This is a genomic window from Salmonella sp. NW722 (assembly GCF_051702785.1).
Taxonomy (GTDB): domain Bacteria; phylum Pseudomonadota; class Gammaproteobacteria; order Enterobacterales; family Enterobacteriaceae; genus Salmonella; species Salmonella enterica.
This window is the reverse complement of record NZ_JAMMIN010000002.1, coordinates 397,617-418,573: the sequence shown is the minus strand read 5'-3', so window position 1 is coordinate 418,573 and position 20,957 is coordinate 397,617. Positions and strand designations below refer to the sequence as shown.

The window sequence follows — 20,957 nt, the reverse complement described above, 5'->3', positions numbered from 1 at the left end:
CATAATAAAAAGGAAACGGCTATGCACTATCACCGTATACCCCACAGCTCGCTCGAAGTAAGTACGCTAGGGCTGGGCACAATGACATTTGGTGAACAAAACAGCGAAGCCGACGCTCACGCACAGCTCGACTATGCCATCGCAAATGGCATTAACCTTATCGACGCCGCCGAGATGTATCCGGTACCGCCGCGCCCGGAAACACAAGGGCTGACGGAATCCTATATCGGTAACTGGCTCGCCAAACGCGGCAACCGTGAAAAACTGATCATCGCCAGCAAAGTCAGCGGACCGGCACGTAATAATGATCAAGGCATCCGGCCTCATCAGGCGCTGGATCGTAAAAATATTCGCGAAGCGCTACACGACAGTTTGACCCGGTTGCAGACCGACTATCTGGATTTGTATCAGGTGCACTGGCCGCAGCGCCCCACTAACTGCTTCGGTAAACTCGGCTATAACTGGACGGACTCCACGCCAGTAGTAAGTCTACTGGAGACGTTAGACGCGCTAAGTGAGTTTCAGCGAGCGGGTAAGATTCGTTATATTGGCGTTTCAAATGAGACAGCGTTTGGCGTTATGCGCTATCTGCATCTGGCGGAAAAACATGACCTGCCGCGTATTGTCACGATCCAGAACCCCTATAGCCTGTTAAACCGCAGCTACGAGGTCGGACTGGCGGAAGTCAGCCAGTATGAAGGTGTTGAATTGCTCGCCTATTCCTGTCTGGCGTTTGGCACATTAACCGGTAAATACCTGAACGGGGCCAAACCCGCAGGCGCGCGGAATACCCTGTTCAGCCGCTTCACACGTTACAGCGGCGAACAGGCGCAAAAAGCCGTTGCCGCCTACGTCGATATCGCGAAGCGTCACAATCTTGATCCGGCGCAGATGGCGCTGGCCTTTGTTCGCCGCCAGCCGTTTGTCGCCAGTACGTTACTGGGCGCAACCACGATGGCGCAGCTCAAGACGAATGTGGAAAGTCTGCATCTGACGTTAAGCGAAGAGGTTCTGGCGGAGATTGAGGCGGCGCATCAGGTTTATACCTATCCGGCGCCGTGATGGTCAGTGCCCGGTGGCGCTACGCTTCCGGGCTTACAGAGACAATGTAAGCCGGATAACGCGCGCTCGCCGCCCGGCATATTCACTCAGTATGATGCCTGCCGGCGCTGCCAGATCCACAGCGCCGCAATCGCCAGCGCGAACAGCACGCCAAAGCCGATACCTATCGCCACTGCCGGAACGCCAACCAGCACCGCCAGCGAGTACAGTCCCAGCATTAATAGCATGGCGCTATTCTCGCCCAGATTTTGTACGGCAATGGCATTCCCGGCGCCAACGCTCTTCTTACCGCGCTCCTGGAGCAAAGCGTTGAGCGGCACCACAAAAAAGCCGCCCAGCATACCTATCAACAGCAACAAGGCATAAGCAGGCAGCAATGCGTGCTGTAATGAGAAGATCGCAACCACAACGCCAATCAAAATCCCAGCGGGCATACAGCGCGATACGGTCTCCAGCGTCACCAGTTTTGCCGCCGCGCCCGCGCCGACCACAATGCCTACCGCCACCATGGCGTTCAGGTAAGTCGGCGTGGCGTTATCCGTAATACCCAGCGCCACCGGCACCCACAGCACCAGCAGAAAACGCAGCGTCACGCCTGCGCCCCAGAATAGCCCGGTCCCCACCAGCGAAAAACGCGTTTCACCGTTACGCCAAAGGACAACGCAAGCGCTGAAGAAGCTACGCGTCATCGCCGACAACCGCCAGGATTGTCCTGGACGCGCCGCCACAAGCTTCGGGATAAACAGGTTCGCCGCCACTGCGCCAGCGTAGGCCAACGCGCAGGCAACCAGCGCGGCGATGACATGCCAGTCGGCCAATACGCCGCCCGCAACGGAACCGAGCAAAATCGCCGCGATCGTAGAGGCTTCCATCAGACCATTGGCTTTCACCAACTTATCGCCCGTCGTCAGTTCGCCCAGAATACCGTATTTCGCCGGAGAATAAGCCGCCGCGCCAATCCCGACCAACGTATAACCGACAAAAGGATTCACGCCGAGGCAGATACCTGCCGCTCCCGCCAGTTTAAGACCATTGGCGACCATCATCACCCGGCCTTTGGCAAAGCTGTCCGCTATCTGGCCGACAAACGGCGCAAAAAGAATGTAAGCGCCCACAAACACCATTTGCAAAACAGGCTGGCTCCAGTCCGGATAAAACTGAGCTTTCAGCAGTGCCAGCGTCGCAAACAGCAGCGCATTATCGCCAAAAGCCGAGAGAAACTGCGCGACAATAACCGACAGCATCCCTTTCGACCAGATGGAGGTGTTAGTACGTACTGACTCACTCATGATGTTGTTCCGGCGCATCCACCCAACTTTTCAGCGTCACAAAATCGGGTTTCCCGCTGCCAAGCAAGGGAAGCTGTTTCAGATAACGGATATCACGCGGGACGGCAAGTTCCGGAATACCGTGTTCACGGGCATAGTGCTGTAACTTTTCTCGGGTGAGTTCGCTGTCAGTCGTAAACAGTACCAGCGCTTCACCTTTGCTGGCATCGCTTTTAATGGCGGTAGCGTGCATTTTGTCCGCCGAAACGCCAAGCGCCAGTTGCTCGACCATCTCCAGCGAGACCATTTCGCCAGCAATTTTCGCAAAGCGTTTCGCGCGCCCCTGAATCTGCACAAAACCATTTTCATCGAAGCGTACAATATCGCCCGTGTCGTACCAGCCGCGCTCAGTTTCGCCTCTGGCGTTTTCCGCCGACGGCACCTCCAGCACGCCCGGTTTTTCCACGCGCAGATAGCCATTCATGATATTCGGCCCTTTCAGCTGTAGCCGACCGCCGTTTTCAATACCGGGCACCGCCAGCAGACGCGCGTCCATGCCAGGCAGAATGCGGCCAACAGTGCCCGGCTTAGCCGCCATCGGCACGTTAATCGAGACTACTGGCGCGCATTCCGTTACCCCGTAGCCTTCAAGAATGCGCAGACCGAATTTATCCTGCCACAGTTGTTTGGTGCTCTCCTGAAGTTTTTCCGCACCGGCCACCACATAGCGCAGGCGATAAAAATCATACGGATTGGCAAAGCGCGCATAGTTGCCGAGGAAGGTTGACGTACCAAACAGCACGGTACAGTTACGGTCATAGACCAGTTCCGGCACAATGCGGTAGTGCAGCGGACTTGGATAAAGAAACACTTCCGCGCCGGTCAACAACGGCGTAAACAGGCCCACCGTCAAACCGAACGAGTGAAAGAGCGGCAGCGCCGACATAAAACGGTCATTGGCGGTGAAATCCGCAATCGTTTTTATCTGCTCGACGTTCGCCAGAATGCTTTTATGGCTGTGCACCACCCCTTTCGGGTGCCCTTCCGAGCCGGAAGTAAAAAGAATAATCGCCTCGTCTTCCGGCTGCTGTTTTACCTGCGCCAGTCGCGGCGCCAGGAGGTGGGCAAAAATCCACAGCTTGTCGGCGGGTGTGACGTCCGCTTTTAAATCTTCCAGGTAAACCCAGCGAACTTGCGTTAGCTGCTCCGGCAGGTGCCACAATTTACCTTTATCGAGGAACTGGCGGGAGGTAAAAATCGTTTTAATTTCCGCCGCGGTAATCGCGCTGGTCAGCCCTTTTACCCCCGCCGTGTAGTTCATCATGGCCGGAATGCGGCGACGAGAAACCGCGCCGAAAATCACCGCCGCGCTGATGGCGGCATTCGGCAGCATTAAACCGATTTTCTCGCCCTCAACGCTGTACTTTTCCAGAATTCGGCCAACAAAAAGCGTCTTGGTCAGTAACTTACGATACGTATCCGGCGTAAAGTTAATGTCCTCAATACAGTTTTTACCCGCGCCGTAACGATATTGCGCCGCCAGCAACGATTCGTATAACGTCTCGCGCGGGCGCACCGCCATACGCGCTTCCATCATGATCTGGTGCAGCATCTCACCCGCTATCTTACGTCTGTCGCGCGCGCGCGGCGCTTCCGGCATCGGTATTTGCGTCGGCGGTAAAATATGAAGCTGAATGCGGGGGAATAAGCGCCGTTTAACCAGACCTTTCAGGCGACTGAAAGGGGTAAGCTCCGCGCCGTCAATACGGAGCGGAATGACGGTTGCGCCCGATTTTGCCGCCACAAAGCCTGCGCCGTCATAAATTTTCATCAGCGAGCCGGTCACGGAAATCCGCCCTTCCGGGAAAATCACCACTGGACGCCCCTGCTCCACCAGACGTACCAGGTGTTTAATGGACATGGGTTTAGTGGGATCGAGCGGTACAAAATCGATCAGCGGCGTTAACCAGCGCATATACCATTGCTGGCTGATGGAGGTATATACCGCAAAGACAGGCCGTACCGGCAAAAACAGCGCCAGTAGCATACCATCGATAAATGAAACGTGATTGGGGGTAATTAAGACCCGGTTCCCCTGTAGCGCCCGGACATCGCCAGTGACGCGCACACGATAAAGCACGCGAAACAGGTTACGGAAAAATCCAAACAGCATTTCAACTCCCTTTGGCCGACAATTCGCTAAAACATGAATTGTGGCAGATTACACGAGTTGCGTAACAGGAGCGATAGCAAAATAGGTTCGAAAAAAAACCTGCGCATCCGCGCAGGTTGGTGCAAGAGACAGGTACGAAGAGCGTACCGAATAATCTCACCAATCAATACCTCTGGGATCTTGATTGTGGGCTTCGCGCGTCTGCATCGCCAGTCCGAAAACGCAAAGGAATAAACGGAAATGCAACGAGTTGTGTAAATTATCCGTTACTGTTACAGGTTCAGGCGAAACAAAAAAAAACCTGCGCATCTCTACGCAGGTTGGTGTAATTCGTGTGATCAACAATGACGTTGATTCCACCTATCAATACCTCTGGGATCACCACTCTATCAACCTGACTCGCTGGCCTGCCAGCAGACAATCGCAACAGCGCTTCGCAAACTGTAACGAAAGATTTGTATTGTCACTTTACAGACGCATTTCTCCCGTGCAGGTCACATTTGCCCGACACGGCGGGGCAAGAGGCTTGAACAGACGTTCATTTTCCGTAAAACTGGCGTAATGTAAGCGTTTACCCACTATAGGTATTATCATGGCGACCATAAAAGATGTAGCCCGACTGGCCGGTGTTTCAGTCGCCACCGTTTCTCGCGTTATTAACGATTCGCCAAAAGCCAGCGAAGCGTCCCGGCTGGCGGTGACCAGCGCAATGGAGTCCCTGAGCTATCACCCTAACGCCAACGCGCGCGCGCTGGCACAGCAGGCAACGGAAACCCTCGGTCTGGTGGTCGGCGACGTTTCCGATCCTTTTTTCGGCGCGATGGTGAAAGCCGTTGAACAGGTGGCGTATCACACCGGCAATTTTTTACTGATTGGCAACGGGTATCATAACGAACAAAAAGAGCGTCAGGCTATTGAACAGTTGATTCGTCATCGTTGCGCAGCGTTAGTGGTGCACGCCAAAATGATTCCGGATGCGGACCTGGCCTCATTAATGAAGCAAATCCCCGGCATGGTGCTGATTAACCGCATTTTACCGGGGTTAGAACACCGCTGTGTCGCGCTGGATGACCGTTACGGGGCATGGCTGGCGACCCGGCATCTGATCCAGCAAGGTCATACGCGTATTGGGTATATCTGTTCCAATCACACTATCTCTGATGCCGAAGATCGCCTGAGGGGCTATTACGATGCGCTGGCGGAAAGCCATATCCCGGCTAACGATCGGCTGGTGACGTTCGGCGAACCGGATGAAAGCGGCGGCGAGCAGGCGATGACTGAGTTATTAGGTCGCGGCAGAAATTTTACCGCAGTGGCCTGCTATAACGACTCGATGGCGGCTGGCGCGATGGGAGTATTAAATGATAATGGCGTGGGGGTGCCGGGCGAAGTATCGCTCATCGGTTTTGATGATGTACTGGTCTCACGCTATGTGCGTCCCCGACTGACCACCATTCGGTATCCGATCGTCACTATGGCGACACAGGCGGCGGAGCTGGCATTAGCGCTGGCAGGGAAATGCCCTACGCCGGAAGTGACCCATGTATTTAGTCCGACACTGGTACGCCGACATTCGGTATCCACGCCGACGGATACCGGGCACCTGTCGACAACCGATTAATCAGGGTAGCATGATGGCGACAATGCTGGATGTTTCCCGCCATGCGGGCGTATCAAAGGCCACCGTCTCACGAGTGCTGAATGGGACGGGGCAGGTAAAAGAAAGCACGCGCCAGAAAGTGTTTACGGCGATGCAGGCTCTGGGCTATCGCCCCAACCTGCTGGCACGCTCGCTGGCGAATCGCACCAGCAACAGCATCGGTCTGGTCGTCTCTACGTTTGACGGCTTCTATTTCGGCAGTTTGTTGCGCCGGGCGTCGCGCCAGGCGGAGTCTCATAACAAGCAGTTGATCGTCACCGATGGTCACGATACGCCGGAACGAGAGCAGAAAGCCGTACAAATGTTGGCCGACAGACAGTGCGACGCTATTATTCTTTACACTCGCTATATGGATGAGCCGGCGATTTTGTCGTTGATTGACGCCACGGAAATGCCGCTGGTGATTATTAATCGCAACGTCACTCAGGCCCGCGATCGCGCTATTTTCTTCGAGCAGGAGACGGCGGCATTCCAGGCGGTGGAATATCTGATTACGCAGGGCCATCGCGATATCGCCTGTATTACGCTGCCTGTTCATACTCCCACTGGCACATCACGCGTAGCGGGTTATCGCAAGGCGCTGGAAAAGTATGGTATTCCCTGGCAACCGGCAAAAGTGAAATACGGCGATTACACGCTGACGCGCGGCTATGACGCCTGCCGGGAATTACTGGAGGAAGGCGTCACGTTTAGCGCGCTATTCGCCTGTAATGATGACACGGCGCTGGGCGCGGCAAAAGCGCTGCGCCAGGCCGGATTACGCATCCCGCAGGATGTGTCGCTGTTTGGTTTTGACGATGCGCCGGGCGCAACCTGGCTTGAACCGGGGCTTTCAACAGTCTATTTACCCATCGAGGATATGATAGCCACCGCGATCGATCAGGCCGTTCGTCTGGCGAACAGCGAGCCGGTCGCCCCGATCCCACCCTTTACCGGCACGCTGATTCTGCGCGAGTCCGTCGCCGCGGGCCCGTTTTTTCAACGTCCGGCCTAATGATGCGCTTCAGAGCATCTCCAGCGCTAACAGCTCCTCAATGGTCTGACGACGGCGGATCAGCCGCGCCTGTCCATTGTCAAACAGTACTTCCGGCAGGAGCGGGCGGCTGTTGTAATTCGATGACATAGACGCGCCGTACGCGCCGGTATCGTGCAATACGAGGTAATCGCCGGGGATGACCGCAGGTAAGGCGCGTGTTTCAACCATTCCCCCTTCCTGCTGCGTAAAAACATCGCCTGATTCGCATAGCGGCCCGGCGACCACCGTCTCGACCCACGGGCCATTTTCAAGCGCGCGACCATCCGCCGCCAGCGCCGAAATACGGTGATAGCTACCGTACATCGCCGGGCGCATCAGATCGTTAAAACCCGCATCTACCAGCACGAAATGGCGGCTTCCCATCTGTTTTACGCTACGCACCTGCGTTACCAGCACGCCCGATTGCGCCACCAGAAAACGTCCGGGTTCGATCTCAAGTTTGACCGCATGTCCCAGATGGCGGGCGATTTGCTCGCGCGCCGCGTTCCACAGGCCATAGTAATGGCGCGTATCAACGGGCTCTTCTCCCTCACGATAAGGTATCGAGAGTCCGCCGCCTGCCGAAATCGCCTCCACATCCTGACCACATTCCAGCACCTGGCGTACCATCGCGCCGCAAACCTGCTCCAGATGGCCATAATCGACGCCGGAACCAATGTGCATATGGATACCGACAAGTTTCAGTCGGTATTTCTGCATTACCGCCAGCGCCGCCGGAAGATCGCTATGCCAGATGCCGTGTTTGCTGTTTTCGCCCCCGGTGTTGGTTTTCTGGCTGTGGCCGTGACCAAAGCCAGGATTCACGCGCAACCAGACGCGATGCCCAGGCGAAACCTGACCAAGCTGCGTCAGCATATCTACCGAACCGGCATTGACCGGAATATGCAGTTCACTGACGCGCGCCAGCGTGGCGGCGTCAATCACATCGGCGGTAAAAACGATATCATCAGGGCACGTTTGCGGATCGTAGCCCGCCGCCAGCGCACGTTCGATCTCTCCCAATGAAACAGAATCCACCTTGACACCCTGCGCGCGCATTAAGCGCAGGATATGAATGTTCGAACAGGCTTTTTGCGCAAAACGCACGACGTCAAACTGCTGCAGGGCGGCTATCTGACGGCGAATAATGTGCGCGTCATAGACCCAGACCGGACAGCCGAATTCAGCAGGCAATCTGAGCAAATTTTCAGCGTTAAGGTCAGTTTCAGCGTGATAATGCGGCAATGACATAACAAACTCCGGAACAGGCTTTTTAACGATTACGCCATACCTTAGAAAGAATAAAAAATATCGTTTTATTGTCAGTCTATGCAAAAATGATATGGGATAAATGATTCAGGGAAACGTATGGCTGCCGTTAATTTACGTCACATTGAAATTTTTCATGCCGTAATGACCGCCGGAAATCTCACCGAAGCGGCGCGGCTGCTGCATACCTCGCAGCCTACCGTCAGTCGCGAGCTGGCGCGTTTTGAGAAAGTGCTGGGATTAACGCTGTTTGAGCGCACACGCGGGCGCTTACATCCGACGGTGCAAGGGCTACGCCTGTTCGAAGAGGTACAACGCTCCTGGTATGGGTTGGATCGCATCGTCAGCGCGGCGGAAAGTCTGCGCGAGTTCCGTCAGGGCGAACTCTCTATCGCCTGCCTGCCGGTCTTTTCACAATCCTTTTTGCCGCCGCTACTACCGCCTTTTCTGGCGCGTTATCCGGATGTCAGCCTGAATATTGTGCCGCAGGAGTCGCCGTTGCTGGAAGAGTGGCTCTCCGCTCAGCGCCACGATTTAGGGCTGACGGAGACGCTTCATGCCCCGGCAGGAACAACCCGTACCGAGTTACTAACGCTAAATGAAGTGTGCGTACTGCCCTGCGACCATCCGCTTGCCGCCAAAACGGTACTGACGCCAGACGATTTTCAGGGGGAAAACTTTATCAGCCTCTCCCGCCTGGACAGCTATCGACAGTTGTTGGATACGTTATTTGCCGAACATCAGGTGAAACGCAGAATGGTGGTGGAAACGCATAGCGCGGCCTCCGTCTGCGCGATGGTGCGCGCCGGGGCGGGCGTTTCGATCGTTAACCCGCTGACCGCGCTGGACTATGCCGCCAGCGGCGTCACCGTTCGCCGCTTCAGCATTGACGTGCCCTTTACCGTCAGCCTGATTCGCCCGCTACACCGCCCCGCCTCCGCGCTGGTTGACGCCTTCAGTAAGCATTTACAAACGCATCTTTCGCGCCTGGTCGAACCGCTGGAGGTTATTCTGGGGCCGATGACGAAAGCATAAAGCTCACGGCATCTGCGGCATGAATTGCCGTGGTATCGAAAACCGGTAGCGCGCTTTGCGTCTGGGGAACAAGCAAACCTATTTCAGTGCAGCCAAAAATAACGCCCTGCGCGCCTTGCGCAGCCAGTTGTTCGATAACCTGTAAATAATAGTGGCGCGACGCGTCAGTGAATGTCCCCTGACAGAGCTCGTCAAAAATGACCTGATTGATACGCGCCCGATCGTCCGCCTCCGGCACGATGGTCTCAATCGCAAATTGCTGTTCCAGCCGCCCGCGATAAAAATCCTGCTCCATCGTATAGCGGGTCCCTAATAGCGCCACGCGATGCAACCCCTGACGGGCGATAGCTCGCCCGGTAGCATCCGCGATGTGTAGGAAAGGCAGCGAACAACGAGATTCAATAATGTGCGCGATTTTATGCATGGTGTTGGTACACAGCACAATGCCTTCTGCGCCCGCCTGCTGTAACCCCTGCGCGGCCTGCGCCAGGATATCGCCCGCTTTATCCCACTCGCCGCGGCGTTGACATACTTCAATATCGTGGAAATCTACGCTATGCAGCAGTAAGCTCGCCGAGTGCAGGCCTCCCAGCTGCTGTTTAATGCCTTCATTGATTAAACGGTAATAAGGGATAGTCGATTCCCAGCTCATACCACCCAACAGTCCGATCGTTTTCACTGCGCTCTCCTTTTTGTAAAGCATTATGGCAGTGAAGCAAACTTACACATCCGTTTCCAGTCTATTTTTCATCATGCCGGATAACAGGCGTCATCCGGCATGGGAGGGGGGATTACACGCCAATATTTCTTAGCTTCTCGCCCGCCATTAGCTTGCGTTCGATATGCTCCAGGGTGACATTTTTGGTTTCCGGAATCAGCCAGAAAGTGATGCCGATAAAAGCGATATTCAGCGCGGTGTAGAGCCAGAATGTACCTGCCGCGCCAATGCTGTCCAACAGTGTCAGGAATGTCGCGCCGATGATCATGTTCGATACCCAGTTTGTCGTGGTTGAACAGGTAATGCCAAAATCACGGCATTTCAGCGGCTGGATTTCCGAACACAGTATCCACACCACCGGAGCGGCGCTCATCGCGTAACCGGCGATACACATCATCGTCATCCCAACGGAAAGCCAGGAGAGGCCGCTTGATGCCGTACCGTTATCAAACTGCATCAGGCAGTAGCCCAACACCAATGTCCCTAACGCCATTACGCTGAAACCGATTTTTAACGCCGGTTTACGCCCGGCCTTATCGACCGTAAAGACGGCGATAAACGTCGCGAACATAAAGGTCAGCCCGACCACCAGCGTGGCGATCATTTGCTGTTCCGTGGTGGTAAAGCCGGCCATTTTAAAAATGCGCGGCGCATAGTACATAATGATGTTCATGCCGGTGAACTGCTGCATTGCCTGTAGCAACATACCGAGGAACACGGCGCGGCGAACATTGCGGTTAGCTTTAAATAATGCCCACCCGCCCTGCTTGAGTTTGAGGCTTTCCCGAATTTCATTCAGTTCATCACGGGCTTTTTCCGAGGTATCGCGCAGCATACGCAGCACCTCTTCCGCTTCAATATGGCGACCTTTTTGCGCGAGCCAACGCGGACTATTCGGCAGGAATACCACGAGAATAATGAGCAACACCGCAGGCAGCGCCAGCACGCCCAACATCGCGCGCCAGTTGCCGCTGTAGCTGAATGCCGTATCGGATAAAAAAGCCAGCACAATGCCTAACGTCACCATCAGTTGATACATACTGATCATTTTGCCGCGAACATTTTCACTTGCCATTTCAGAGAGATAAAGCGGCGCGGTATAGGACGCAATCCCTACTGCTACGCCCAGTATCACGCGGGCGCCAATCAATACCTCCACGCTGGAAGCAAACGCCGACCCCAGCGAGCCGAGCACGAACAAAATCGCGCCAGCCATCAGGCTATACTTACGCCCCAGCCGGAATGAAAGCCAGCCGTTAAATAATGCGCCAATTGCCGCGCCAAGCATCATACTGCTGACGACCCATTCCTGCAGCCGGCTGGTCAGCACGAAATGGTCGGTAATAAAAGGCAGCGCCCCGGCGATAACGCCGATATCCAGACCAAATAACAGTCCCGCTACCGCTGCAGAAACCGAAACAAACATATTCATACGTCGTGTGTCGCGAAGCGAACGCGGCGTTAAAGCAGAGTCATGATTAATAGAGACCATATTTTCCTGCCACAACAGAGTAAGACATAGCCTGAAAGTACGGGATACTCTTCCTCAAGTGTCAGGCTGGAAACGGCATAAATATGGATTAAATGGCTACGCTATAGCGATATGTGATGGATATTACACTTTTTAAATTTAACGCCGTTGCCGGGTATTTTTTTAAACCACCAATATTTCAATAAGTTAAACCATTGATCATAGCTATTATTTAACAGTATATGGATTAAGTTAAACCCACAATATGGACTATGCTAATGAGATCATAAAAAAACCCTGTACGAGGACAGGGCTTTATCAGTTTTTTCGGCCAAAGAGTCGATTTTTCCAGAAACGCATTTGTCAGTAGCGGATTAACGCGCCAGCCAACCGCCATCTACCGCTATGGTATAGCCATTAATATAATCAGCGGCGCTGGATGCCAAGAAGACTACCGGCCCCATTAAATCGCCCGGTAGCCCCCAACGTCCAGCCGGAATACGGTCGAGAATTTCGGCGCTACGTTGTGCATCAGCGCGCAATTGCTGGGTATTATTCGTGGACATATAGCCCGGCGCGATGGCGTTTACATTGATATTGTGTTTCGCCCACTCGTTCGCCATCAGACGCGTTATTCCCATTACGCCGCTTTTCGACGCGGTATAAGACGGAACGCGAATGCCGCCCTGGAAGGAAAGCATAGACGCGATATTAATAATTTTGCCGCCGTTGCCCTGGGCAATAAAATGTTTTGCCGCCGCCTGAGACATAAAGAACACGCTCTTGATGTTCAGGTTCATAACGTCATCCCAGTCTTTTTCCGTGAAATCAATCGCATCTTCACGACGGATCAAACCCGCGTTATTCACCAGAATATCAATATGACCGTATTCCGTCACCGCCCGTTCCAGTAGCGCCGGAATGCCCTCGATTTGACGCAGATCGGCTGTCAGGCTTAAAAAACGACGTCCCAGAGCGGTGACGCGCGCAATAGTTTCCGTCGGTTCAACAATGTTAATACCGACAATGTCACAGCCCGCTTCCGCCAGCCCTAACGCCATCCCCTGCCCCAATCCGGTATCGCACCCCGTCACAACCGCGACTTTACCTTCAAGAGAAAATGCATTCAAAATCATTGTTAATCCTTATTTTTGTCATGCCTGTCACGCACAGGCGTTATCACCGGTCGCGACTAGCGCAGATCTTGTACCGCAACGTGATCCATGTCATCGAAGACCTGATTTTCTCCCACCATGCCCCAAATAAACGTATAGGCTTTGGTGCCAACGCCGGAATGTATTGACCAGCTTGGGGAAATAACCGCCTGTTCATTACGCATCACAATATGACGGGTTTCCTGAGGCTGCCCCATCATATGGAAAACGCAACTGTCTTCTTCCATATTGAAATAGAGGTACACTTCCATACGGCGCTCATGGGTATGGCATGGCATGGTGTTCCATAGATTGCCGGGCGCCAGTTCGGTGAGTCCCATACTGAGCTGACAGGTTTCCAGTACATCCGGTACGAAGTATTTATTGATAGTGCGACGGTTACTGGTGAGGTTATCGCCTAAGGTGACGGGCGCAACGTCGGCAGGCGACACTTTTTTCGTCGGATAAGCGGTATGCGCTGGCGCGCAGTTGTAATAAAACTTCGCCGGTCTGCTCGCCTCATTGCTGACGAAGACCAGCTCTTTCGCCCCTTTACCAATATACAGAGCATCACGATGACCAATGTCATGGCGCTGCCCGTCAACGATAATGGCGCCCGCGCCGCCAATATTAATGACGCCCAGCTCGCGGCGGTCCAGTAACCGGGAAACGCCAAGCTGTTTACCCACCTCTCCGCCGATTTCAACGGGATGGCTGACGGGCATAATGCCGCCGACAATAATACGGTCGATATGGCTGTAGACCATCGTATATTCATCAGCGACAAAAATATTTTCTATTAAAAACTCGCGTCGCAGCGCCTGGGTGTCCAGCGTTTTAGCGTGCTCGCTATGGATACTTTGCCTTACGTCCACTTTTCCCTCCAATGATAAATCGATCGCAACGGCATAAAATTCAAAACACTGTTTTGATTTATTTAACGGCATCATAGTCGCCTGGATAAAGGTTTTCAACAATAAATAAAACAACGTTTCATTTATATGGTTGGTTATTTTTAAAACTGCTGTAGCGATCACGATCGGCGCCAAAACTTACGCACTTGTCTGATTTTCAGACATGTGCGCCAGGTGCTGTATGCGGTTACTCAGATAAAAATTGGAGCTTGTTTTAGAACGAGGTCTGATGTGCGAATTGAATTAAAAGCGGTATGCGTCTGCAATGCCCGACGCGGCAAAACGTTCTGTGCTATAACGAAAAAGGGGGTTCTGTCACTGGCTTTGCCCTCGTGATAGAGGGCTTTTTATGACGGAATACTGAAGCAGAAAAAGGATGGCTGGCGCAGGATCAATCGCGTTCAATGGTTAAAGCAACGCCCTGGCCACCACCGATACACAGCGTCGCCAGGCCTTTACGCGCGTCGCGTTTAACCATTTCGTGCACCAGTGAAACCAGAATTCGACAGCCGGAAGCGCCAATAGGATGCCCCAGCGCAATCGCGCCGCCATTAACGTTTACCCGTCGCTCATCCCATTCCAGCATTTTTCCTACCGACAACGCCTGGGCGGCAAACGCTTCGTTGGCTTCGATAAGGTCGACCTCCGTCAATTGCCAGCCGGCACGCTCCAGACAGCGCCGGGTAGCATATACCGGCGCAATCCCCATTAGCGCAGGATCGACGCCGACGCTGGCAAACGCGCGGATGCGCGCCAGCACCGGCAGCCCCAGCGCCCGGGCTTTCGTCTCGCTCATCATCATCACCGCGGCGGCGCCATCGTTGATTGAGGAGGCATTACCCGCCGTCACCGAACCTAAACTATCAAACGCCGGATGCAGCAGGGCTAACCCCTCCGCACTGGCGTCAGCCCGCGGTTGTTCATCCGTATCGACAATTGCGGTCTGCCCATTACGTTGCGTGACGATGGGGACAATCTCATCTTTAAAACGCCCGGTATCAATCGCGGCCCTGGCTTTTTGCTGCGAACTGAGCGCATAAGCATCCTGTAACTCGCGGCTGATGCCATATTCCCGCGCCAGGTTTTCTGCCGTCACGCCAATGTGATAATCGTTGAAGGCATCCCATAAGCCATCATGTACCAGACTATCCACCAGATTGTCGGCATCAGGCAACGCGCCGGTACGGCTGTCATTGAGGACATGCGGCGCACGGCTCATATTCTCCTGCCCGCCCGCAATAACAATGTCCGCTTCGCCGCACTGAATAGCCTGCGTCGCCAGGTGCAACGCTTTTAAACCGGAACCACAAACGTCATTAATGGTAATGGCGGAAACGGTAGTCGGCAGCCCTCCTTTGATGGCTGACTGGCGCGCCGGATTCTGCCCGGCGCCAGCCGTCAGTACCTGACCGAGGATGACCTCATCGATAGCATTAGCGTCCACGCCGGTGCGCTCAATTAACGCTTTTACGACCATACTCCCCAGCTCGACGGCGGAATGACGGGCCAGCGTTCCCTGAAAACAGCCGATGGGTGTCCGTAAAGCCCCCACTATCACAACCTCTTTCATTACCACCTCAGCGCAAAATGACACCGCCATAGTAGAGCATTGTTAAAATTAGTTATCTTGATTGTTTAAAAAAAGTGAGTTTTATCACAAAGGAAATGACACTGATTTGACGGTGACGCAGCTTATTTCTGCTGCAAATGGTAGCGAAGCCAGTTCCCCGCCGTTCCGGGCGGCGTCTTCTTGTTCCACAGCAAATCAATAGCAATCGCCCTCGGCCAGCCAGGAACATCCAGCTGCGCCAGCGGTTTTTCCGCCGCAAACTCTTCCACCAGCGCGCAGGGCAATACGCACCAGCCAAATCCCTGAACCGCCATGCTCAACAGTAATAAATAGTTTGGCGCTGACCAGGCCGGGCCGCGCGTAATGTTGGCGTTAGATTCAAGGTAGGTATTCAGACGCAGCTCGCGCCAGGTATGCAGTTGTTCCCATTGCAGGTTCGTCTGCGACGCCAACGGATGCGTGGTCGCCACATAAACCCCCATCCAGCTTTGAACAGGCAGACGCGTCGCGCCAATGTCTGTGGGATAGTCATCACGCGCTTCAATCAGGCCTATCTGGGCACGCCCTTTTTGCAGCAGGTCGATGACATCATCATTTTCTCCGATCAAGCATTCAAACTCGGTATGCGGAAATTGACGATCAAACTGCGCCATTAACTCTTCCAGGCTGTCAGGGTGCAGGGTATCAGAGAGGACGAACGTGAGTCTTGCCTCCGTCTCGCCGGATAACGTCAGCGCCACCTCATCCAGACGGTCGCTCGCCGATAAAATAGCCTGAACATAGCTAAGCACCCGTTTTCCTTCTTCGGTCAGAACGGGCTGGCGCGAAGATCGATCAAATAATGAAAATCCCAGATCCGCCTCCAGATGCGCAATGGCGGTACTAATGGTGGACTGGCTTTTACGCAGGCGGCGCGCCGCCGCAGAAAATGAACCGCAAGAGACGGTCTCAACAAATGCCATTAACGCTTCAGGTGAGTAACGCATAACCTATCTACTTTATCGATGGATGTTATCTTTTAGGTATCACATTAAACGATAAAATAGCGGAAATTTCTTTATTTTGATTAAGAGTAAGGTTTTTTCGTTTATGCAACATGACGCCATACAACGTCGCTCGCTGCCGGAGCGTATTTTCCATGCTGTCTGTTTTGAAGGTATTGCGACTGCGATACTGGCGCCAACGACCGCCTGGCTAATGCAGCGCTCGGTGCTGGAGATGGGCGGCCTGACGATATTGCTGGCAACGACGGCCATGATCTGGAATATCATTTATAACGCTCTGTTTGATCGACTGTGGCCTGCGCATCAGGTGAGACGAACCGCCAAAGTGCGCGCACTCCATGCGTTAGGATTTGAAAGTGGGTTTATTGTCATTGGCGTGAGTATTGTCGCCTGGGTACTGAATGTCAGCCTGCTACAAGCCTTCACCCTGGAAATTGGTTTCTTCCTGTTCTTTTTGCCGTACACGATGCTGTACAACTGGGCATACGATGTTTTACGCCAGCGAATAGTGACCCGCCGCCAACAGCGCGTTAGTGCATGATATTGCTCTTTTTTGCCGGGATCGCAACGCTCCCGGCCCCCCTCCTCCACGACATCCATCTGCTTAAAACGCCCCCAACTGACGCTATTTATGGTAAATTGCGCTTCTTTTTGTGTGTTTTATAGTTGATAAATTCAAATAATGTCTAAAATTTGGTCAAAAGATGAGACTCTCTGGAGTTTTGCATTATACGGAACGGCTGTAGGCGCAGGCACTCTTTTCCTTCCCATCCAGTTGGGATCGGCAGGCGCAATCGTGCTATTTATTACCGCGCTGGTCGCCTGGCCTCTGACATACTGGCCGCATAAGGCGCTGTGTCAGTTTATTCTTTCCTCAAAGACTTCTGCCGGTGAGGGAATTACTGGCGCCGTTACTCATTATTACGGCAAGAAAATCGGCAGTATTATTACCACGCTTTATTTCATTGCGTTTTTTGTCGTGGTATTAATTTATGCTGTGGCGATTACCAATTCCCTGACAGAGCAATTAGCGAAGCATATTCAGATAGATATTCGCATCCGGATGGCAGTTAGCTTCGGCGTAGTACTTATCCTGAATATGATTTTCTTAATGGGAAGACATGCCACTCTTCGCGTAATGGGCTTTTTAGTCTTTCCACTTATCGCTTACTTCTTGTTCCTTTCGCTCTACTTAACCGGAAGCTGGCAACCCTCGTTACTGACCGGGCAGATGTCTTTGGATAGTCACACGTTGCACCAGGTATGGATTTCTATTCCGGTGATGGTTTTTGCTTTTAGCCATACGCCCATTATTTCGACGTTTGCCATCGACAGACGGGAAAATTTTGGTGAGCAGGCCATGGATAAATGCAGAAAGATCATGAAGGTCGCCTACCTGATTATCTGCCTGAGCGTGCTATTCTTTGTCTTTAGCTGCCTGCTCTCCATTCCGCCGTCATACATTGAAGACGCGCGCAACGAAGGCGTTACCATCCTTTCCGCGCTCTCGATGATGCCCAATGCGCCGGCCTGGCTCTCTATTTCCGGTATTATCGTTGCCGTCGTGGCCATGTCGAAATCTTTCCTCGGCACCTATTTCGGCGTCATCGAGGGCGCAACCGAAATGGTAAGAACCACCCTACAGCAGGTTGGCGTGAAAAAAAGCCGGGCGTTCAATCGCGCGCTGTCTATCATGCTGGTCTCCGGGATTACGTTTATTATTTGCTGTATTAACCCGAATGCCATCTCTATGATTTATGCTATTAGCGGCCCGCTCATTGCGATGATTCTGTTTATTATGCCCACGTTGTCAACGTACCTGATACCGGCATTGAAACCCTACCGTTCAGTAGGCAATTTCATTACGTTGGTCGTCGGTTTACTTTGCGTATCGGTGATGTTTTTCGGCTAAAGTAAAAGATAGCCGGGATATAACTCCCGGCTATTTTATATAAGAATCCAGCACCTTTAATATTACGTCCAGATCTTCTTCACGTCTGGCTTCATCACTCTGATGAACGATATGCTCGGTCAGATGCCCTTTAATCACCTCACGCATTAAGCCATTTACCGCGCCGCGAATCGCCGCGATCTGTTGTAACACGGCCGCGCATTCATGCGGTTCATCCAGCATTTTTTTTAGCGCTATCACCTGTCCCTGAATCTTGCTGGTTCTGGCTTTAAGCTTTTGTTTGTCCCGGATGGTATGTGACATTGCAACACCTCACTAACATTAACGAATACAAATTATAGCATTACGATGTTACTGGGGGGTAGTATTCCATACTGGGGGGGAGTAGAATAACGCCCACATAAAACAACTAAGAATCATTCTCATGGGTGAATTTTCGACACTTCTTCAGCAAGGAAACGGCTGGTTCTTCATTCCCAGCGCCATTTTATTAGGTATTTTGCACGGGCTTGAACCAGGGCACTCCAAAACTATGATGGCGGCTTTTATTATTGCCATTAAAGGTACGGTTAAACAGGCCGTCATGCTCGGTCTGGCAGCAACGCTTTCTCATACCGCGATCGTCTGGTTAATCGCTCTGGGTGGGATGTATCTTAGCCGGGCATTCACCGCACAATCAGTGGAACCATGGCTGCAGTTAATTTCTGCGATTATTATTCTGAGCACCGCGTGCTGGATGTTCTGGCGGACATGGCGAGGCGAGCAGCAGTGGCTGGCGGGAAACCATCATCACGACCACGACCACGACCACGACCACGACCACGACCATCATGGTCACATACATCCGGAAGGCGCAACGTCAAAAGCGTATCAGGATGCCCATGAACGCGCCCATGCTGCCGATATTCAACGCCGTTTTGATGGTCAAACAGTGACTAATGGACAGATCCTGCTGTTCGGCCTGACCGGAGGGCTTATCCCCTGTCCGGCTGCGATCACCGTTTTACTGATTTGTATCCAGCTTAAAGCGTTTACGCTGGGCGCCACGATGGTACTGAGCTTTAGTCTTGGCCTGGCATTAACGCTGGTGACGGTAGGCGTTGGCGCGGCGATAAGCGTTCAACAGGCAGCAAAGCGCTGGAGTGGTTTTTCGACGCTTGCCCGGCGGGCGCCCTATTTTTCGAGCATTCTGATTGGTCTGGTCGGCGTGTATATGGGAATTCATGGCTATACCGGGATCATGCAGTAAATATGTAACGCTTCTGCTCAGGCCGTATCATTCACGTCGGGTTTCATTCCAGAAGCGTTTTTACTTATCAAACGGTATGAAAGGCCATACATTCAGCGTCCCGCCTGAATAATGATCTGTGTTTTACTTCACGACACCACAGGCAAAACATGCCCCACCGCCACCGGGTTTAGCCGGCGTTTCAGGGTTTCTGGATAGGGTCGCCGGAGGCGGGTTATTGCGGAGCGATAAACGGAGTTCGCTGCAGTGATTTACAAAACCGGGTACCAAACAGCAGTTCCCGTAATCGGTTCCGCATTCCCAGCTTCACCAGTAACCGGTATTTGTCCTGCCAGATTTGCTTCTCCTGCGTATTCAGCCTTCCACACAACGCTGACAACCTTCCCCGTCCACGGTAAACTTCCTGAAGCAAGCGTAACTGGGCCAGGCTCACTCCACATGCCAGTATCTCCCGGTGCATCAACTGGTCCATATAGTTCATCAACCGCTTCGGATTGTTAAATATCGGCGGCACTTCCAGAAAGCCCGTCACCGGAGCCGGAGATAACAAAAAGGCGTCCAGCCCTCCTGTCCTGCGCAGGCGTGCGCCCCCGGCCCACTGTTCATCCCGCCGCCACCGAATAAGTATCTCCGCCAGTTCCTGCTCCAGCAGCGCCGGGATGCCGCCGTATACCTTCAGTACCACCCGGTCGCTGAAAAACAGCTCATCGCTGATAATCATAACCGGGTAGTCCGGCAGTATCTGCCTCAGGGAATAGAACAAAAAGAGATGTTCACGGGGACGCAGACACAGTATCAGTATGGCCTCCGGTTTCCGACGTAATTGCTGCAACAGAACAGGCAGCCTGTATGCGGTTTCACAGTTGCAGCCCGGCAGAAATCTTCGGACCAGGTGTGCCACGGCGATCGTCACCGGCCAGCAGTCACCGTAAACGATAATCTGCCGGGCCGGCATCCGGTTATGTTCCGTCATCCTCATCCTCCTTCTTTTTCAGGATCTTTCCCGCATTTCTGCTACTGCACAGCCGGTTCCACAGTTCATTTGCCATCGACCTGTCACCATTACCGACCCGGCGTTTTGATACCAGCGGCGGTCCGGCTTTTTCACGGCGCGTGGACGGGGTGGGACTGTCAAGAACCCGGATAACATAAATCTCATAGCGTCGTGCTTTATTGGGCAGGGTCTGGTGACGGCAGATGCTGACCACCCGCGATGTTTTGCTTCGCAGATAGGCAATCAGGTAGCTGGCCCGTCTGGCCGTGATGTGAAACGCCTCTGCTATCTGGTTACGCTGAACCCAGTTCTGCTGCAACAGGCACCAGTGTGCCACGATGATATACAGGGGCTCGCCGGCATACTGGCGGACACTTACCGGAATAAAACAGGCATCATGGTTGGTCTGTCCGGGATAATGAATATCGTTACCTGAAAAAACTATCTTCCCTTTTGATTTATCAGAAGACATGCAAACTCTCCGTTTTT

General features: G+C 53.2%; 19 protein-coding genes. 7 read left to right on the top strand and 12 right to left on the bottom strand.

The window, feature by feature from the left end:
- Window positions 1-21 precede the first annotated feature (21 nt).
- Window positions 22-1,062, top strand: a complete 1,041-nt coding sequence (locus NA330_RS06365; protein ID WP_000558960.1) for an NADP(H)-dependent aldo-keto reductase — start codon at window positions 22-24, stop codon at window positions 1,060-1,062.
- 86 nt (window positions 1,063-1,148) lie between these two features.
- Here the strand turns inward: NA330_RS06365 and lplT are convergent, their stop codons facing one another.
- Both lplT and aas read right to left on the bottom strand, forming a co-directional pair.
- On the bottom strand, window positions 1,149-2,351 hold the full coding sequence (gene lplT, locus NA330_RS06360; RefSeq protein ID WP_000004686.1) for a lysophospholipid transporter LplT: 1,203 nt from the start codon (window positions 2,349-2,351) through the stop codon (window positions 1,149-1,151).
- Complete coding sequence (gene aas / locus NA330_RS06355; RefSeq protein ID WP_001726903.1) at window positions 2,344-4,503, bottom strand: bifunctional acyl-ACP--phospholipid O-acyltransferase/long-chain-fatty-acid--ACP ligase; 2,160 nt, start codon at window positions 4,501-4,503, stop codon at window positions 2,344-2,346. The genes lplT and aas overlap by 8 nt, the downstream gene beginning before the upstream one ends.
- Before the next feature lie 592 nt (window positions 4,504-5,095).
- On the opposite strand from aas, the gene galR reads away from it, so the two are divergent.
- Both galR and NA330_RS06345 read left to right on the top strand, forming a co-directional pair.
- Window positions 5,096-6,124, top strand: coding sequence for an HTH-type transcriptional regulator GalR (galR, locus tag NA330_RS06350; RefSeq protein ID WP_000201030.1), 1,029 nt, complete (start codon window positions 5,096-5,098; stop codon window positions 6,122-6,124).
- Window positions 6,125-6,134: 10 nt separating this feature from the next.
- A complete protein-coding gene (locus tag NA330_RS06345) occupies window positions 6,135-7,157 on the top strand; it encodes a LacI family DNA-binding transcriptional regulator (RefSeq protein ID WP_000968355.1) in 1,023 nt (340 codons plus the stop codon).
- Window positions 7,158-7,166: 9 nt separating this feature from the next.
- On the opposite strand, the gene lysA is transcribed toward NA330_RS06345, so the two are convergent.
- Window positions 7,167-8,429 (bottom strand): diaminopimelate decarboxylase, encoded by a 1,263-nt coding sequence (gene lysA / locus NA330_RS06340; RefSeq protein ID WP_000056587.1) that lies wholly within the window; start codon window positions 8,427-8,429, stop codon window positions 7,167-7,169.
- Between the two features lie 117 nt (window positions 8,430-8,546).
- Between lysA and NA330_RS06335 the strand changes: the two genes are divergently transcribed.
- Window positions 8,547-9,482 carry a LysR family transcriptional regulator gene (locus tag NA330_RS06335; protein ID WP_000741798.1) on the top strand — a complete coding sequence of 312 codons (936 nt, stop codon included), beginning with the start codon at window positions 8,547-8,549 and terminating at the stop codon, window positions 9,480-9,482.
- On the opposite strand, the gene NA330_RS06330 is transcribed toward NA330_RS06335, so the two are convergent.
- The 6 genes from NA330_RS06330 to NA330_RS06305 all read right to left on the bottom strand — a co-directional run bounded on the left by NA330_RS06330 (window position 9,454) and on the right by NA330_RS06305 (window position 16,295).
- Window positions 9,454-10,161 carry an aspartate/glutamate racemase gene (locus NA330_RS06330; RefSeq protein ID WP_000848629.1) on the bottom strand — a complete coding sequence of 236 codons (708 nt, stop codon included), beginning with the start codon at window positions 10,159-10,161 and terminating at the stop codon, window positions 9,454-9,456. The genes NA330_RS06335 and NA330_RS06330 overlap by 29 nt on opposite strands.
- Before the next feature lie 112 nt (window positions 10,162-10,273).
- Window positions 10,274-11,692, bottom strand: coding sequence for an arabinose-proton symporter AraE (araE, locus tag NA330_RS06325; RefSeq protein ID WP_000253650.1), 1,419 nt, complete (start codon window positions 11,690-11,692; stop codon window positions 10,274-10,276).
- A 353-nt stretch (window positions 11,693-12,045) separates the two neighbouring features.
- Window positions 12,046-12,807, bottom strand: a complete 762-nt coding sequence (gene kduD, locus NA330_RS06320) for a 2-dehydro-3-deoxy-D-gluconate 5-dehydrogenase KduD (RefSeq protein WP_017441100.1) — start codon at window positions 12,805-12,807, stop codon at window positions 12,046-12,048.
- Between the two features lie 56 nt (window positions 12,808-12,863).
- On the bottom strand, window positions 12,864-13,700 hold the full coding sequence (gene kduI / locus NA330_RS06315; protein WP_000383270.1) for a 5-dehydro-4-deoxy-D-glucuronate isomerase: 837 nt from the start codon (window positions 13,698-13,700) through the stop codon (window positions 12,864-12,866).
- A 430-nt stretch (window positions 13,701-14,130) separates the two neighbouring features.
- A complete protein-coding gene (locus tag NA330_RS06310) occupies window positions 14,131-15,309 on the bottom strand; it encodes an acetyl-CoA C-acetyltransferase (RefSeq protein ID WP_000665984.1) in 1,179 nt (392 codons plus the stop codon).
- Between the two features lie 122 nt (window positions 15,310-15,431).
- The gene (locus tag NA330_RS06305; protein ID WP_001270773.1) at window positions 15,432-16,295 is read right to left on the bottom strand and encodes a LysR family transcriptional regulator; all 864 of its coding nucleotides are present in this window, start codon (window positions 16,293-16,295) and stop codon (window positions 15,432-15,434) included.
- Window positions 16,296-16,398: 103 nt separating this feature from the next.
- Between NA330_RS06305 and NA330_RS06300 the strand changes: the two genes are divergently transcribed.
- Together NA330_RS06300 and NA330_RS06295 are read left to right on the top strand one after the other, a co-directional pair.
- A complete protein-coding gene (locus NA330_RS06300; protein WP_001519547.1) occupies window positions 16,399-16,854 on the top strand; it encodes a multidrug/biocide efflux PACE transporter in 456 nt (151 codons plus the stop codon).
- Between the two features lie 141 nt (window positions 16,855-16,995).
- Window positions 16,996-18,225 carry an amino acid permease gene (locus tag NA330_RS06295; RefSeq protein ID WP_017441098.1) on the top strand — a complete coding sequence of 410 codons (1,230 nt, stop codon included), beginning with the start codon at window positions 16,996-16,998 and terminating at the stop codon, window positions 18,223-18,225.
- A 30-nt stretch (window positions 18,226-18,255) separates the two neighbouring features.
- Here the strand turns inward: NA330_RS06295 and rcnR are convergent, their stop codons facing one another.
- Complete coding sequence (rcnR, locus tag NA330_RS06290; RefSeq protein ID WP_000019953.1) at window positions 18,256-18,528, bottom strand: Ni(II)/Co(II)-binding transcriptional repressor RcnR; 273 nt, start codon at window positions 18,526-18,528, stop codon at window positions 18,256-18,258.
- Between the two features lie 121 nt (window positions 18,529-18,649).
- On the opposite strand from rcnR, the gene NA330_RS06285 reads away from it, so the two are divergent.
- Window positions 18,650-19,474 carry a nickel/cobalt efflux protein RcnA gene (locus tag NA330_RS06285; RefSeq protein ID WP_000503695.1) on the top strand — a complete coding sequence of 275 codons (825 nt, stop codon included), beginning with the start codon at window positions 18,650-18,652 and terminating at the stop codon, window positions 19,472-19,474.
- Window positions 19,475-19,688: 214 nt separating this feature from the next.
- Here the strand turns inward: NA330_RS06285 and NA330_RS06280 are convergent, their stop codons facing one another.
- Both NA330_RS06280 and NA330_RS06275 read right to left on the bottom strand, forming a co-directional pair.
- The gene (locus NA330_RS06280; RefSeq protein WP_017441097.1) at window positions 19,689-20,447 is read right to left on the bottom strand and encodes a transcriptional regulator; all 759 of its coding nucleotides are present in this window, start codon (window positions 20,445-20,447) and stop codon (window positions 19,689-19,691) included.
- Window positions 20,434-20,940, bottom strand: a complete 507-nt coding sequence (locus NA330_RS06275; RefSeq protein ID WP_023241566.1) for a CaiF/GrlA family transcriptional regulator — start codon at window positions 20,938-20,940, stop codon at window positions 20,434-20,436. The genes NA330_RS06280 and NA330_RS06275 overlap by 14 nt, the downstream gene beginning before the upstream one ends.
- Window positions 20,941-20,957 lie beyond the last annotated feature (17 nt).

Coding starts and splice junctions, on each gene's coding strand:
- NA330_RS06365 (WP_000558960.1), top strand. CDS start 22: ATGCACTATCACCGTATACCCCACAGCTCGCTCGAAGTAAGTACGCTA.
- lplT (WP_000004686.1), bottom strand. CDS start 2,351: ATGAGTGAGTCAGTACGTACTAACACCTCCATCTGGTCGAAAGGGATG.
- aas (WP_001726903.1), bottom strand. CDS start 4,503: ATGCTGTTTGGATTTTTCCGTAACCTGTTTCGCGTGCTTTATCGTGTG.
- galR (WP_000201030.1), top strand. CDS start 5,096: ATGGCGACCATAAAAGATGTAGCCCGACTGGCCGGTGTTTCAGTCGCC.
- NA330_RS06345 (WP_000968355.1), top strand. CDS start 6,135: ATGATGGCGACAATGCTGGATGTTTCCCGCCATGCGGGCGTATCAAAG.
- lysA (WP_000056587.1), bottom strand. CDS start 8,429: ATGTCATTGCCGCATTATCACGCTGAAACTGACCTTAACGCTGAAAAT.
- NA330_RS06335 (WP_000741798.1), top strand. CDS start 8,547: ATGGCTGCCGTTAATTTACGTCACATTGAAATTTTTCATGCCGTAATG.
- araE (WP_000253650.1), bottom strand. CDS start 11,692: ATGGTCTCTATTAATCATGACTCTGCTTTAACGCCGCGTTCGCTTCGC.
- kduD (WP_017441100.1), bottom strand. CDS start 12,807: ATGATTTTGAATGCATTTTCTCTTGAAGGTAAAGTCGCGGTTGTGACG.
- NA330_RS06310 (WP_000665984.1), bottom strand. CDS start 15,309: ATGAAAGAGGTTGTGATAGTGGGGGCTTTACGGACACCCATCGGCTGT.
- NA330_RS06305 (WP_001270773.1), bottom strand. CDS start 16,295: ATGCGTTACTCACCTGAAGCGTTAATGGCATTTGTTGAGACCGTCTCT.
- NA330_RS06300 (WP_001519547.1), top strand. CDS start 16,399: ATGCAACATGACGCCATACAACGTCGCTCGCTGCCGGAGCGTATTTTC.
- NA330_RS06295 (WP_017441098.1), top strand. CDS start 16,996: ATGTCTAAAATTTGGTCAAAAGATGAGACTCTCTGGAGTTTTGCATTA.
- rcnR (WP_000019953.1), bottom strand. CDS start 18,528: ATGTCACATACCATCCGGGACAAACAAAAGCTTAAAGCCAGAACCAGC.
- NA330_RS06285 (WP_000503695.1), top strand. CDS start 18,650: ATGGGTGAATTTTCGACACTTCTTCAGCAAGGAAACGGCTGGTTCTTC.
- NA330_RS06280 (WP_017441097.1), bottom strand. CDS start 20,447: ATGACGGAACATAACCGGATGCCGGCCCGGCAGATTATCGTTTACGGT.
- NA330_RS06275 (WP_023241566.1), bottom strand. CDS start 20,940: ATGTCTTCTGATAAATCAAAAGGGAAGATAGTTTTTTCAGGTAACGAT.